This window comes from Bacillus cereus group sp. BfR-BA-01309 (assembly GCF_022664315.1).
In the GTDB taxonomy this organism is placed as follows: Bacteria; Bacillota; Bacilli; order Bacillales; family Bacillaceae_G; genus Bacillus_A; species Bacillus_A mobilis.
The window spans coordinates 22,861-36,938 of sequence record NZ_JAKUHE010000011.1 but is presented as its reverse complement, the minus strand read 5'-3'; the positions used below and the strand labels follow the sequence as shown (position 1 = coordinate 36,938).

Below are 14,078 nucleotides of genomic sequence, written 5' to 3'. Positions count from 1 at the left end.
ATCCCCTCATCTTTTTTTAATCCATCCATTTCACTAGTTTCTTAGAAATTAGTAATAAAACACAACCTAATACAATTGCTACAGCTCCGATTACGGTAAATACTTCAGCATATCCAAGTGAGGTTGTGAAGCTTGCCAGTTGTCCACCTAAAATGTTGGCGATTCCTGAGCTTGCTAACCATACTCCCATTAATAAAGAAGCAAGTTTTACTGGGGCAAGTGCACTGACCATTGATAGTCCAACAGGTGATAAGAATAGCTCACCTAACGTATGGAAAAGATACGTAAAGACGATAAATAGTAAGTTTGCTTTTTCTGTAATGTTATGTTCATCACTACCTGTTTTTAATGTAGCTATAACGAGAATGATATAACCGATACCGAGCAAGATCATACCAAGCCCCATTTTTGTTGGGATTTTTAAATCCCCGCGCTTGCGAGTTGCAAGTTTTGCCCATAATGCCGAAATGACTGGAGCAAGTAAAATAATAAATAATGGATTGACCGATTGGAACCAAGATGTTGGAACTTCCCATCCGAACACAGAGCGGTCTACAAATTTGTTTGTATATAATGTTAATGAACTACCAGCTTGTTCAAAGCCAGCCCAGAAGAAGACAACAAAGCATGTTAAAATGACGATAACTGCGGTACGTTGTTTTTCTTTTTTTGTTAACGGTGTATCTCCTACTGATGGTTGTCCATCTGTTGTTTGTAAATCGCGAGTTGGTTTTTTACCGATATCACCAAGGAAGCGATTTGATAGTGTTGTAAATAAAATTTGTCCAATGATCATTCCGATTGAAGCGGCTAAGAATCCGTAACGGAATCCGTAATGTACGACGCCATCAACCGTTGTTTTGAATAAATTTTCTGATAAAAACCCACAAACGAGTGGAGCTAAAAATGACCCGACGTTAATACCCATATAGAAAATGGTAAATGCACTATCACGTTTTGGATCATTCTCTTCGTATAATTCTCCAACAAGTGTAGAGATATTCGGTTTGAAGAATCCATTACCGATAATAATAAGCGCTAATCCGAGGTATAGGCCGACTTGGTTTTGCATGGCAAATAGTGTAAGGTTACCGATTGCCATTGTTATACCACCAATTGTGATCGCTTTTCGTCTACCTAGGAACCGGTCTGTTAAGTATCCACCAATCATTGGTGTGAAATAACAGGCTCCAGTATAAAATCCGTAAATAGAGAGTGCCCATGCGGGACTAAACCCAAGACCACCGCTTACTAAAGCTGTTGTTAAATATAATGTTAATAATCCTCGTAATCCATAGTAACTAAATCTTTCCCACATTTCTGTAAAGAAGAGTAAGTATAAACCTGGAGGATGTTTCTTTTTTCTTTGTTGTTCTCTTTCTAGTTGTATCGCTGATTCCATGTTATTTTCCTCCTGACACAAACAAAAACAAAGTTAATAATTTTGTACATTTAATATTTTACCTTATTAACTATTATAAGTCAATAAAGGTTGATTTTTCAGAAGAAATTGGAAAAGAGATATAGCTATAGAATGGGTGTTTCTTTTATGTTAGACTATGGACTATGTTTTCTTTGTAAGGATGCGGTTTATTGCACTTTTTTATATGTGAAATTGATTTCATAAAAGATGAAATTAAAGAAGGAGAAAGAAATGAAATTGTTACAGAAAAAAGAAATTTTACTTATTAGTCTTATGTTATTCTCGATGTTCTTTGGAGCGGGGAATCTTATATTCCCACCTTTCCTTGGGTATGAAGCAGGAGAACATGTGTGGGTTTCATTAGTAGGTTTTATTATATCAGCAACAGGTCTTCCTATATTGGGCGTTATTGCGATTGCAAAAGCAGGAAGTTTTCAAACGCTAGCGGGTAGAGTTCATTCTTCATTCGCCATTATTTTTCCGTGTCTCGTGTATTTATTTATTGGACCAGGACTTGGTATACCACGTGCAGGAAGTTTAGCGTTTGAAATGGGACCAGGTCAGTTCTTCACAGAATCGGGAAGTATAGTTTTATTATGTTACACGGTTATTTTCTTTAGTATTGTGTACTGGTTAAGTTTATCACCGTCTAAATTAATGGGGTTGTTCGGAAAAGTTTTAACACCGTTATTATTAGGTATGATTGCCCTTATCTTTATAAAGAGCATGTTTACATCAGTAGGTAGTGTGAAAGAGGCTGCTGGAAACTATGGACAAGCTCTTATGTTCCAAGGGTTTTTAGATGGATACTTAACGATGGATGCATTAGCAGCTTTAATTTTTGGGATTGTTATTGCAAATGCTTTACGTGCAAAAGGTATTGAAGATGATAAAGGTTTAGCGAAATATATGAGTATTGCTGGAATTGGGGCAGGACTATTATTATCTATTATTTATGTCATACTTGGATATGTTGGTTCAATTAGCGGTTCGTTAGGTACATTTGATAATGGGGCAAATGTATTAGCACAAGTGATGACGACGTTATTTGGACAAGGTGGAGTCGTTTTATTAGGTCTTATTTTTACGATCGCGTGTTTATGTGTTTCAATTGGACTTGTTACATCTTGTAGTCAATTTTTCGCAAGTGCATTTCCGAAAGTAACTTATAAATTTTGGGCATTTATATTAAGTTTTGTTAGTATGATTTTAGCTAATTTAGGATTAACACAAATTTTAAAAGTATCAGTACCTATTCTTGGATTTATTTATCCAGTTGCATTAACGCTTATTATTTTAGGGTTATTCCATAAGTATATTGGAAAGTATGCATACGTATATGCAGTAACAGTTGGGATTGTAGCGGTATTTAGTGCAATCGATATTTTCAATAAAAATGTGATGATGAATCAGTGGACATTAGTATTGAAATACATTCCGTTTTATACAGAAGGTGTGGGATGGATTGTTCCGGCTATTATAGGTGTTTGTATTGGCGTTATCGTGAGTATTGTTTTAAATAAGAAGAAATAAGCCAAAGGTGTTTTCCTATTTCGGAAAACACCTTTCTTTTTTGGAAAAATAGTATTGAAAATGAATAGACTAAGAGTATGATAAAGATAATTGGTAATATATAGGTTGAGTGGAAAAATCAGTGGTGAGGGGAGAGCTTATGAAGGAAGATTTAAATAAGAAAATAGAAGCACTCGAAACGACAATTGAAACGATGCAAGAAGCTCTTTTTGAATTGAAAGCAAAACAAAGAGAAATAGAAGTAGAAAATGCTCAGCGACATGTTAGTAAGGAAAAGAAAGAATATATTAAAACGGTGATGGAAGAAAAGCAAAAAGAAGAAGTAGTTACAATAAAAGAGCCTGTGCAAGAACTTGAGATAAAACAAGTGGATATATCTGCTTTTAAACCAGAACCCTTTAATATTATTAAGTTTTGTCAAACTTGGTTACCACGCATATTTGTTGGCATTATGTTACTTGGAGTAATATGGTTATTTAAAGCAGGGGTAGATGCCGGATTATTAACACCAGCAATACGAATTGTGTTTGGTATTGTCCTATCTATCGGTTTTTATTATGTAGGGGATATTCAAATAAAACGAGAGCGGCAAGCGTTAGGATTAGTATTAGCAGGAGGAAGTATTACGGGTATAGTTTTAACGACATTTGCGGCACATTATTTATATGGTTTTATTCCAGCAAGTGTTGCGTTTGTATGTAATATTGCATGGGTCATTTTAGGTATTTATGTAGCGAAGAGGTATCAATCGGAATATCTGACTATCTTCGTAGCGGTAGGAGCTTTCTTCGTACCATTCTTATTAAATAGTACGACTCCTAATCCGTATATTTTCTTTGGATATGAGACGATACTAACACTTAGCTTGTTATGGTATGCGTTGAAAAATCGTTATCAGTATTTATATATGATTTCTTATGTTATTGCTGCTATCGTCCTTTTCGTCTTCTTTGCTATTATGTCAATGTTAGTAGAGGATTTGCAAATACAGTTAGCGGTTGTTTATGGTTTGATTCACTTGCTATTATTTTGGCATATGTTTACGGAGAGAAGTTTTATAGTAGAGCCACGCTTGGCGATATTTAGTGCGAATGCAGTTTTCTTTATATTAGCCATTTCAAAAATACCTGAATTTACAACATGGGGATTAATGATTAGTGCACTCGTGCACGCTATTATGTTCGTGTTTGAATATAGGAAGAATCGACATTCTACATTTACAAATCTTTTATTTGGTTTCGCAATGGGTGCATTTAGTTTAGCGATTTTATATGAGTATAGTTTAGTGAATGCAGCAATTGTATTATTATTACAAGGTTTCCTCGGAATGGTGACTGCAATTAAAGTAAAACAACAGATAAAATTGTATGTTAGTGCGACGATTTATGCGATTGGAATGATACAGACTATTTTTAGCCCATTTGATCATTTCATTTCAGTCGGGTTCGTTGCTCATATTATTTTAATAGGTACATTTTATTACTGCATGAAACAAGCGAAAGATGTGTTAAGGAGCTTTGGAAAATATGTTTATTCTATAGCACTCTATTGGTTTATGGTTATCGTATTTATTGCAATTACTAGAGTTGGTGAAGTGCTTTCTACAGATGGAAGTATAATAAGCGTATCTGTATCGTTATTATGGATGGTATATGCATTATTTGCCGTTTGGCTTGGACGGAATAAAAATATGAATGAAATATTGTATGCCGGCTTAGTCGTGTTAGTCGTAACGATAGGGAAGCTATTCCTTTTGGATTTACCAGAAGTATCAATGATGATCAGGGCAGTGTTATTCTTAATAGTAGGTAGTATAGGTATCGTTATTTCAAGGATGTTTTTCTCAAAAGAAGAGAGGTAAAAAGAAGGCAATCCGTATGAGGATTGCCTTTTTTATTATTTCTTATCAATTATTACAGCTTCATTGTATTTCGCTGTTGTATTTTGGCGTAGACGAAGCGTTGCTTGTCCAGTCGTATTTGGATTGATTTGCACATTTACAATCTTCTCAGAAGAACCTAAGCTGTTTGTTGTGAAAGAAAATGCACTGCTATATCCAAAAGTAGATGGCCAAGTACCATTTGTATTTTGAACTTTTGCTACTTGTGTACCGCCAGTAGTGAATATACCTAAAGAGTAATTAGTGTATGTTGTGTTTGGTAATAAGTTATTTACTTGAATTTTGATTTGGAACACTTCATTGTTTGGTAGAGTGCTAGGGTGTGTAACTACGTAGTCGTTTGCTGTTACGGCACCGTTATAACCGTATGAACCTGCTTTAAAAGTATTTGTATTAAACCATTGATAACCTGCATTTGGTGCACTCCAAGGTTCAGGTTGTGGTTCAGTTGATAAGCTTGGTTGTTCAAATGTTTGTAAAGTGGTAGGTAAATCAAGTTGTAAACCATTTACTTGATCTAAACTTGTAAATGTTTCTTTATTCGATAGCCAATTTACGATATTTTCTAGTAAGATAGCATCGTTTTCTTCTTTATAACCATCGTAAGTTTTCTTTGTTTGACCAGAATCTTCACGAACGTATTTTGGCGATGCATCCTCAACAGGAGAAGAGTCACCGATAAAGGCAGCTTTTCCAAGTCCTACTTTAGCGATAGCAGCATAAGGACCCTCTGCAACACCACCGCCGTTATAAACACCGCTATCAACAGCATTATTCCATTTTGACGGGTTTTCTGGAAGATAAACAAGTCCTTTTGCTAGTTTTGGGTTTGTGATTGCTAGAGTAGAACCAGCATGCATTGCTACAGATGAAACACCTTGTGTAATTCCGAATGATTGTTCAGGTGACACAATATTTTTAGCAGAAACATCACCAATTGCATTGTAGCGGAAGCGAATACCGAAGTTATCAGATAGCCAATCAGAGCTTTCTACTCCTTGCATAGCTTGTGAATTTGCTTCCTCGCTAGACATTCCTTTTGCTGGATTATCCCAAGCGCCGCGTCTATATCCATTAAAGACTTCAGAAGAGTCCCAGCGATTTTTATTACGATCTGCATTATAATGATCTGCAATAAAGAAGATACTACCGCCGTTTTTCACATATTGTAACATTGCATCTTGTTCAGATTTCTTGTAAGGAATATTGGCTTCTGGGACGATAAATACATTGTAGTCTTTTAAATCTTCATACGTAATCGGTGTTGATTTGCGAAGTTCTTTTACATGATATCCGTTTTTGGCAATACCGTTTCCGAAGTCAGAAAAGCCGCCATCAATAACCCAGTCAGCTGTCCCGGCAGTTTGACCGTGTGTATTATCGAATAAGACTTTCTTCCCGCTATTTTGATTTACAACTTTTGCAGCAATTTCAGGTGCTGGGTCTACTGAGCTTTCGGCATAAGTAGACGGAATGAATGAAGCTCCTATACTTAGTGTAATTGCTGTTGCTAAAGAAAATGTAATCCATTTTTTATTCTTCATAGAAGAATCCCCCTAATAAACATATTTGCTTTAATAATGTAATCTATTTTTTGGGGGAAAGAAAGATAGAAAATATTAAATAGTGTAAAGATAGCGTTAATTTGATTGAGAAATATTTGTGTGAATAATGAAAAAATCCCTTCCTAGTAATTAGGAAGAGATTTTGGGCTTAACTAATTTTGGAATTAGGTGTTTCATCAATTTTATGGAACCCTTTCATATAATACACGATAGCTAAACCAATAAGCCAAATTGGGCCAACAATTAATGCAATTCTTGTATCTTCTGAATACGCCATTATACCTAATACTAGTGCAAGGAAAGCGAGTGAGAAATATGAACTTAATGGATATAAAGGCATTTTATATGATAGCTTGTCCTTTTTATCAGTTTGCAATCCTTTACGGAATTTAATTTGAGCGATTAAAATGATGCCCCAAGTCCAAATTGCCCCGAAAGTTGAAATACTAGTGAGCCATGTAAATACTTTTGCAGGTACAAGATAGTTTAATATAACACCAACGAGTAAAACGATAGCTGTTGCTACAATCCCTTGACTTGGAATGCCGTTTTTATTTAAACGACCGAATCTTTCAGGAGCTTTCTTCTGCTGAGCTAATGTATATAGCATACGGCCTGTACTAAATAAACCACCATTACAAGAAGAAAGAGCTGCTGTTAATACGACAAAGTTAATAATCCCTGCTGCTTTTGCGATACCGATTTGCTGGAATGTTAAAACGAATGGACTTCCTTTCTCACCAAGTTCGTTCCATGGATAAATTGCCATCATAACGAATAGAGCCCCAACGTAGAACAGTAATATTCTCCAAAATACGTTATCGATTGCTTTTGCGAGTGTTTTTTTCGGATTTTGAGCTTCACCTGCTGTAACACCGATTAATTCAACGCCTAAATAAGCGAATAACACCATTTGTAAAGAGAGCAATAACCCAGAAAAACCATTTGGGAACCAGCCACCATGTGACCAAAGATTTGAGATGCCAGTAGCGATACCACCGTTTCCGAATCCGAATAAAATAATACCAGCTCCAATAATTATCATACAGATAATTGTGACAATTTTTATGAGAGCAAACCAAAATTCAAGTTCTCCAAATACTTTTACGGATAAGAAGTTGAAAGCACTCATTAATAATAGAGCGAGTAACGCCCAAGTCCAGCGTGGGATATCTGGGAACCAGTACTGCATGTAGATACCAGCTGCTGTAATTTCAGCCATACAAGTAACAACCCATAAGAACCAGTAGTTCCAACCGGTAATGTAGCCAGCTAGTGGTCCAAGGTAATCAGAAGCATATTTACTAAAAGAACCGGCAACAGGTTGTTCAATTGCCATTTCTCCGAGCGCTCGCATAATGAAAAAAATAACGAGTCCAGCGATCATATAACCTAGTAGAATAGAAGGGCCAGCTAGCTTAATAGCAGAAGCGGATCCTAAAAATAGTCCAACGCCAATAGCTGAACCGAGTGACATTAAAGTAATATGTCGTTCTTTTAAACCTCGATTTAAAGTTCCAGATTTGTTTGTGTGCTGCATAAGAAGAATCCTCCTTGTAGAGTGAACGATATTTGAATACGTTTACTAAATGTTTAACTATTTCAAATTATAAAACATTTCCATCTGTTATGCTACAAAAATAAACATAGTTAACTGTACTACATCTATACTTGTCAGACTTAAACTTAAAATTCGAACTATTAGCGAATATATTGACTCTTCTTTTTATTGATTGTTAAGATTAAGTATTATATTTTCTCACATACTAGTAAGAAAAGAATGTGTGATAATAATTCAGATGTAGGAAGGGTACATAACCATGTTTCAATTACAAAAATATAACACTTCTGTGAAGCAAGAGCTTTTAGCTGGCATCACAACTTTTTTTACATTTGCGTATATTCTTGTCATCAATCCGAAAATATTATCTGATGCAGGTGTACCATTTGATCAAGCTTTTACAGCAACTATTATTGCGACGGTTGTAGGGACGCTATGTATGGCGTTTTTAGCTAACTATCCAATTGTTATTGCTCCAGCTATGGGAATGAATGCGTATTTTGCTTATTCTGTTGTTCAACAGGCAGAGGGGATTACATATGTCATTGCATTTTCGGCAGTATTTGTAACAGGTATCATTTTTCTTTTATTATCTTTCACTTCATTTAGGCAAAAGCTAATTGTCGCAATTCCTGATAGTTTAAAACATGCAATTGCAGGTGGAATTGGACTATTTATTGCTTTTATTGGATTACGCCTTTCTGGAATTATCGTTGATCATCCATCTAATTTAGTTACGATTGGTGATTTTCATTCTCCAGCCGTTATTTTAACTTTAATTGGTTTAATATTAGCGGCGGTATTAATGGCATTGCGTGTGAGCGGTGCATTATTTATTAGTATGATTGTGACGGGAGTTATCGCCTTCTTTACAGGGCAACTGAAGTTTACAGATAAAATTGTTGCGATGCCTCATTTACCAGAGGGTATTATCGTTTCAAACCCAATCAACGCCTTTTCAGATGTAATTGAATACGGATTATATGGTGTTGTATTTTCATTTTTACTTGTACTGTTATTTGATACAACAGGTGCATTACTTGGTTTAATTAAACAAGCAGGCTTAATTACAGATAATACTGAGAAACGTTTTGGTAAAGCGTTTATTGCAGATGCAATTGGTGGGACTACAGGCTCTATCTTTGGAACGAGCCCAACAGCAGCGACGATTGAATCGTCAGCAGGTATTGCTGCAGGTGGTAAAACAGGATTAACAGGTATTGTCGTTGTTGGCCTAACGATTATAACCGCATTCTTCAGCCCTGTGATCGCTTCTTTATCAAGTGTAGCCGCTATTACAGCTCCTTCATTAATTATTGTAGGCAGTTTAATGGCGCAAAGTCTTCGTGATATTAATTGGAATGAATTTGATGATGCATTACCAGCATTTTTAATTTTCGTTGGTATTCCGTTAACGTCTAGCATTGCGAATGGAATTGCAATTGGATTTCTAGTGTATCCAGTCTTAAAGATTGTGAAGGGGAAAGGGATGGAAGTACATCCGTTACTATACTTATTTACAATTTTATTTGGATGTCATTTATTCTTATAATATAGATATAGGAGAGGGAGCTTCTTATGAGAGGCTCCTTTTTTGTGTATAATAAAGTGAAAATCAAATTAATGGTGTAAAATATAAATTACTTAATGGAATATATATGTTACAATACGGGTAGAGGAGGAGCATGAATGGCTGTCAGTAAAATAAAAGTCGCGCGTGTTCAGTTAGATTTAACACAGCAACAATTAGCAGAAAAAGTAGGCGTTACAAGGCAAACGATTAGTTTAATTGAGAAGGGGAAATACAATCCGTCTTTAGATTTATGTTTGAAAATTTGTTATGCGGTAGACAAAACATTAAATGATTTATTTTGGGAGGAAGAGGAGTGAGGGGATGAGAATCGTGAAAGATGAACGTTTAATGATTGAGGGGCTAAAACATATTAGACTCGTTTTCATCTTACAAAATATCGTCATACTAGGTATTGTTTTTTATCGCTACGTTTTGCAAGATGCAGGATATGAAAGTGTTTCAGATTTATTAATGGTATTTATGTGCGGGATAATAGTTATTAATTTTTTAAACTTAAAAAATTCAGTGGAAGTGTATGAGCATACGGGCGGAGTATTGCGTAGTTATTTTATGAAGCTATTATTCATCCCGGTAGGTATTGTTATTGGTATTTTAGCTATTTGTATCGTTGTAACACCGGATATTTCGATAAAGGAAATTAGTATAACAGGACTTATTATGTTTGCTTGTTTTTTAGTTCCTAGTTTGTTTATATACATATATATGAAGAGAATAAAAAGTGAAGATTGAAATATAAGAAAAGCTTTCCCATATTGGGGAAAGCTTTTCTTATATTCTTTTATATAGTACTTTATGAAGGCCAATCGGTTCAATTTCAAAGATTTCACCATGTTCCTGGAAGCCTAAGCGCTTGTAATAGTCAGCTACAGTAATTCGGCCATTACACCACAATATATTTGCTTGGCGTTCTTGCAAGACTTGCTCCGCCTTCTGAATTAAGGAGCTTCCAGCACGTTTGTTTCGAAATTCAGGTAGTGTGGCCATTCCTCGTAGACGATAATGAACACCTGCTAGTAAGTCAGGATATATTTCTTTTGCGAAGGAAGCGATACTAATCAGTTCATCGTTTATAAATGCGCCTAAGTGAAAGGTGTCTGTCTCATAGTCGGAAGAGTATTTACAATCTGCTAATGTTTGATTCGGGCGTAAAATTTTTTGACGTAATACGTAAGTTTCAGATCCCTCAATATTTTTCACGGTAATCATCTTAACATCCTTTCTTATAAGGCGTTTTCTGTTAGTTGTATAAAGAAATAGGCAGGTGCGGCGAAAAGTCCGAGTATGCTAGCAGTTCCGAGAAGGAGTGAAAGTAAGAGGCAAGAGTATTTTATTCCATTCGATTTTTTCCATCCGTAACTACAAATTTCAATGCTAACACCGATGAGAATAATGGCAACGAGTATTTCCGCCAATAATAAAAGAGCTAAAGTTACAATAGACATAATGTGATCCATCCTCATAATATGTGATAGTAACATTTTACCATATGAAATGGAAAAAAATGCCCCTCAATTATGTGAGGGGCATTTTCTATTCTAATATGTTTTTCAACGTATCAATATGTTCTTTTGAACCTGTGACAAGTAATGTATCACCATGTTGTAGTCTCGTATCACCATGCGGGATTAATGCTTTATTACCGCGGTAAATTTGAATAACGAGTACATCGCCTAAAAACGGAAGGCGACGTAGTGCAACACCGTTATATGTATTGCTGCGTAGTTCAACTTCACGAACAGTTTCGTTTGCTGTTGTAATTAAGCGAACGAGACTCGGTTTATCAATTAGTGCACGTAACAGAATACGTGTAGAGTTAATTGTTGAGAATACGGCGATATGTTCTTGCGTTGCTTTTTCTTGTAGAAGCGGATCTTCTACACTTGCAATAACATGTTCAACACCTAGTTCTTTTGCATGTTCTGCTAATAATAAGTTTTGTTCATCATCGCTTGTTGCAACAACAACGCGGTCTGCGTTAAATGCTGTTTGTTCAGTTAATGATGCGATTGTGATGTCATCTAATTTTACGATAGGGAAGTCATGTGATTTCGCTTCCTCATCATTTATTTTATTTTGACGCATCATATATAGTGTTACGTCATAATCTTCTCGTTTTAAATCAAGTGATAACGGAAGGGTAATTCTGCTCGCACCAATAATAGAAACTTTTGGTTTTGGTGTTTCTACTTTTGGGAACATTTTTTTAAATAATATAGGTGCAAAAATACAAGTAATAACTGCGCTTAAAATAAGAGAAGCAGATAAACTTGGACTAATGATCCCTAGTTTTTCACCAATTTGTGCAGCTGCAATAACTAAAGAAAGTGTCGAAGTTAATAAGATGGCACTTCCTAGTACGATATTACGTGGATACCATTTTCGTAAGACGAGTGATGGTAACAGCTTTGAAATAAAGAGTCCCACAATTAAAATTGGGATCATTAGCATACTAGAAGGTTCTTTAAAAATAGACCAAACCTCTAAGTTTACACCAACCATCACGAAGAAAATAGGAATGAAGAAACCATATCCGATGGAATCCAGTTTTTCAACCATATCTTCATTTGGTGATAATAACGATACGAGCACCCCTGCTAAGAAGGCACCTAAAATATTTTCAGCTCCAACAGATTCAGATAACCCAACTAATATTAAGATGAGTGCAAAAACAGCTCGTGTATCAATTTGTACACTACCAGCTTTTAAGCTATCTAAGTATGGAATGTTTTTAAAACGCTTTGCAAAGAAGTAAATGACAATACCAGCGCCGAATAGAAGAAGAAGGAGCCACATGCTTTGGCCGCTTTCGGAATTTAATCCGACGAATACAGCGAGTAAAATCATTGTAACTAAATCTGCAATAACAGCGACTAATAAAATGATTTGTCCGATTGCCGTTTTTCCTAAGTTGTTTTCTTTTAATGTTGGTACAACAACACCTAAAGAAATAGTTGAAATAATTAAAGTCATAAACATTGCATTATCCACGAATCCTAGCCATACGAATAGTAATGATAGGGCATAAGATAAGATGAAAATAAATAAGAAGATAATGCTTGCTGCTTGGAATGTGTTTGGTTCGTTTGTCGTATTCTTTTTCCCTTTTTGTTTAAAGATAGAAAAATCAATTTCTAAACCGCTTAAGAACATTAAGAAGATAAATCCTAGTGTCGATAAGACTTGAAGCCACATATCTGGCTCAATAATATTAAACCCACTTTTACCTACAAAGATTCCTGCGATGATTTCTGCAACAACGACAGGAAGTGCTTTTAATTTAAAGCGTTGTAACAAAAGGGGAACGAAAAACGCGATTGCAACGACAACCATAAGTGATAGAACAGAAGTATGATGTTCCATTGCGTTCTCTCCCTTCAAATAAATATAGTACTTATTTAGCCATATAATAGGTAGAAAAGCAACGCATATGGATTCGATTTCATAAAGAAAGAGTTTTCTTAACATTTGTCATAATAAGTATATTTTTCATGATTTTGTTGTTAATTCCGTAATGTGGATGTAATAGGGAAGGGGATAAAAAAAGACTGCTGAGGAATCTCAGCAGTCTTTTTCATGTACATTACATTGAGAAGAAGATCCATACAGTTAAACCAACAGTTGCAGTTGCAACGAAGAAACTGTATATCATAGTAAGAATTTGAACTCTTCCTTCTCCTTCTTTTAAATGCATGAACATAATTAATTGTAACAACGCTTGCGCAACAGCCATTACGATAATAGTTGTTAAGATCGTTGAAAGTGGCAAGTTTGTATAAAGTGCCACGTATAACGCTAGAAACGTTAGTGCAAGCGATAAAATAAATCCGAAAACGTGTGACCAAGGGAATCCGCTATGCGCATGCCCGTTTGCTTGGTTGTTATTTTGATCCATTTACGCCACCATCCCGTTCAAGTAAACTAGTGTGTAAATAAAGACCCAAACTAGATCAAGGAAATGCCAGTATAAGCTGATAATGAATACTTTACGCGCTGTAACTGGTGTTAAACCTCGTTTTAAAATTTGGATAATAACACAAGTTGCCCAAATGATACCGCCTGTTACGTGGGCTCCGTGCGTTCCAAGAAGAACGAAGAATGCAGATAGGAAGGCACTTGTTTGAATTGTTGCGCCTTCACCGATGTACATAATGAACTCTTCGATTTCAAAGAATAGGAAACCTGCACCTAAAAGTAATGTAAGGATGAACCATCCAAGCATTGCTTTTTGGTTGTGCTTACGCATTTCGTGAATTACGATACCACATGTGAAACTACTTGTTAAAAGTAGTAATGTTTGAATTAAAAGCGTTTTAAGTTCAAACAGTTGCGCTGGAGTTGGGCCATCAGCCGTACGACCAGCAAGTACTAGATAAGAGGCGAAAAGTGTTGCGAACAGCATAATTTCAGCCCCAAGAAAAATCCAGAATCCTAGGATATTCAATCTGCTTTGCTCGGATTGATATTCCAAAGGTAAGCTTTTATCTAAAGCCGCCATATCATTT

The 14,078-nt window shown here is 35.7% G+C and carries 13 protein-coding genes; 5 read left to right on the top strand and 8 right to left on the bottom strand.

Going from position 1 to position 14,078, the window contains the following annotated elements; genetic code table 11:
• Positions 1 to 16 precede the first annotated feature (16 nt).
• The gene (locus MR115_RS20320) at positions 17 to 1,402 is read right to left on the bottom strand and encodes a peptide MFS transporter (RefSeq protein ID WP_000443151.1); all 1,386 of its coding nucleotides are present in this window, start codon (positions 1,400 to 1,402) and stop codon (positions 17 to 19) included.
• 252 nt (positions 1,403 to 1,654) lie between these two features.
• On the opposite strand from MR115_RS20320, the gene brnQ1 reads away from it, so the two are divergent.
• Together brnQ1 and MR115_RS20310 are read left to right on the top strand one after the other, a co-directional pair.
• Entirely contained in the window at positions 1,655 to 2,956 is a 1,302-nt protein-coding gene (brnQ1, locus tag MR115_RS20315) for a branched-chain amino acid transport system II carrier protein BrnQ1 (RefSeq protein ID WP_242242566.1), read from the top strand.
• 139 nt (positions 2,957 to 3,095) lie between these two features.
• A complete protein-coding gene (locus tag MR115_RS20310; RefSeq protein WP_242242565.1) occupies positions 3,096 to 4,817 on the top strand; it encodes a DUF2339 domain-containing protein in 1,722 nt (573 codons plus the stop codon).
• A gap of 35 nt (positions 4,818 to 4,852) precedes the next feature.
• Here MR115_RS20310 and MR115_RS20305 read toward each other — a convergent pair whose 3' ends face one another.
• Both MR115_RS20305 and MR115_RS20300 read right to left on the bottom strand, forming a co-directional pair.
• Positions 4,853 to 6,400, bottom strand: a complete 1,548-nt coding sequence (locus MR115_RS20305) for a DUF2194 domain-containing protein (protein ID WP_242242564.1) — start codon at positions 6,398 to 6,400, stop codon at positions 4,853 to 4,855.
• Between the two features lie 169 nt (positions 6,401 to 6,569).
• On the bottom strand, positions 6,570 to 7,961 hold the full coding sequence (locus MR115_RS20300) for an amino acid permease (protein ID WP_098596820.1): 1,392 nt from the start codon (positions 7,959 to 7,961) through the stop codon (positions 6,570 to 6,572).
• A gap of 280 nt (positions 7,962 to 8,241) precedes the next feature.
• Between MR115_RS20300 and MR115_RS20295 the strand changes: the two genes are divergently transcribed.
• The 3 genes from MR115_RS20295 (at position 8,242) to MR115_RS20285 (ending at position 10,305) form a co-directional block, all read left to right on the top strand.
• A complete protein-coding gene (locus MR115_RS20295) occupies positions 8,242 to 9,534 on the top strand; it encodes an NCS2 family permease (protein WP_061676320.1) in 1,293 nt (430 codons plus the stop codon).
• A gap of 137 nt (positions 9,535 to 9,671) precedes the next feature.
• Positions 9,672 to 9,872 (top strand): helix-turn-helix transcriptional regulator, encoded by a 201-nt coding sequence (locus MR115_RS20290; protein WP_000301181.1) that lies wholly within the window; start codon positions 9,672 to 9,674, stop codon positions 9,870 to 9,872.
• 4 nt (positions 9,873 to 9,876) lie between these two features.
• Positions 9,877 to 10,305 (top strand): hypothetical protein, encoded by a 429-nt coding sequence (locus MR115_RS20285; protein WP_242242563.1) that lies wholly within the window; start codon positions 9,877 to 9,879, stop codon positions 10,303 to 10,305.
• A gap of 39 nt (positions 10,306 to 10,344) precedes the next feature.
• Here MR115_RS20285 and MR115_RS20280 read toward each other — a convergent pair whose 3' ends face one another.
• From MR115_RS20280 to qoxC, 5 genes are all read right to left on the bottom strand, one after another.
• Entirely contained in the window at positions 10,345 to 10,782 is a 438-nt protein-coding gene (locus MR115_RS20280; protein ID WP_242242562.1) for a GNAT family N-acetyltransferase, read from the bottom strand.
• 14 nt (positions 10,783 to 10,796) lie between these two features.
• The gene (locus MR115_RS20275; protein WP_000926994.1) at positions 10,797 to 11,054 is read right to left on the bottom strand and encodes a DUF4022 family protein; all 258 of its coding nucleotides are present in this window, start codon (positions 11,052 to 11,054) and stop codon (positions 10,797 to 10,799) included.
• A 52-nt stretch (positions 11,055 to 11,106) separates the two neighbouring features.
• Complete coding sequence (locus MR115_RS20270) at positions 11,107 to 12,936, bottom strand: monovalent cation:proton antiporter family protein (RefSeq protein WP_242242561.1); 1,830 nt, start codon at positions 12,934 to 12,936, stop codon at positions 11,107 to 11,109.
• A 220-nt stretch (positions 12,937 to 13,156) separates the two neighbouring features.
• Positions 13,157 to 13,468, bottom strand: coding sequence for a cytochrome aa3 quinol oxidase subunit IV (qoxD, locus tag MR115_RS20265; RefSeq protein ID WP_000372611.1), 312 nt, complete (start codon positions 13,466 to 13,468; stop codon positions 13,157 to 13,159).
• The gene (gene qoxC, locus MR115_RS20260) at positions 13,469 to 14,071 is read right to left on the bottom strand and encodes a cytochrome aa3 quinol oxidase subunit III (RefSeq protein WP_000729314.1); all 603 of its coding nucleotides are present in this window, start codon (positions 14,069 to 14,071) and stop codon (positions 13,469 to 13,471) included.
• Between the last annotated feature and the right edge of the window lie 7 nt (positions 14,072 to 14,078).

What these genes read in the sequence shown, in the direction of transcription:
- qoxC (WP_000729314.1), bottom strand. Translation starts at nt 14,071, where the DNA reads ATGGCGGCTTTAGATAAAAGCTTACCTTTGGAATATCAATCCGAGCAA.
- MR115_RS20310 (WP_242242565.1), top strand. Translation starts at nt 3,096, where the DNA reads ATGAAGGAAGATTTAAATAAGAAAATAGAAGCACTCGAAACGACAATT.
- MR115_RS20270 (WP_242242561.1), bottom strand. Translation starts at nt 12,936, where the DNA reads ATGGAACATCATACTTCTGTTCTATCACTTATGGTTGTCGTTGCAATC.
- MR115_RS20300 (WP_098596820.1), bottom strand. Translation starts at nt 7,961, where the DNA reads ATGCAGCACACAAACAAATCTGGAACTTTAAATCGAGGTTTAAAAGAA.
- MR115_RS20290 (WP_000301181.1), top strand. Translation starts at nt 9,672, where the DNA reads ATGGCTGTCAGTAAAATAAAAGTCGCGCGTGTTCAGTTAGATTTAACA.
- qoxD (WP_000372611.1), bottom strand. Translation starts at nt 13,468, where the DNA reads ATGGATCAAAATAACAACCAAGCAAACGGGCATGCGCATAGCGGATTC.
- MR115_RS20305 (WP_242242564.1), bottom strand. Translation starts at nt 6,400, where the DNA reads ATGAAGAATAAAAAATGGATTACATTTTCTTTAGCAACAGCAATTACA.
- MR115_RS20275 (WP_000926994.1), bottom strand. Translation starts at nt 11,054, where the DNA reads ATGTTACTATCACATATTATGAGGATGGATCACATTATGTCTATTGTA.
- MR115_RS20285 (WP_242242563.1), top strand. Translation starts at nt 9,877, where the DNA reads ATGAGAATCGTGAAAGATGAACGTTTAATGATTGAGGGGCTAAAACAT.
- MR115_RS20295 (WP_061676320.1), top strand. Translation starts at nt 8,242, where the DNA reads ATGTTTCAATTACAAAAATATAACACTTCTGTGAAGCAAGAGCTTTTA.
- MR115_RS20280 (WP_242242562.1), bottom strand. Translation starts at nt 10,782, where the DNA reads ATGATTACCGTGAAAAATATTGAGGGATCTGAAACTTACGTATTACGT.
- brnQ1 (WP_242242566.1), top strand. Translation starts at nt 1,655, where the DNA reads ATGAAATTGTTACAGAAAAAAGAAATTTTACTTATTAGTCTTATGTTA.
- MR115_RS20320 (WP_000443151.1), bottom strand. Translation starts at nt 1,402, where the DNA reads ATGGAATCAGCGATACAACTAGAAAGAGAACAACAAAGAAAAAAGAAA.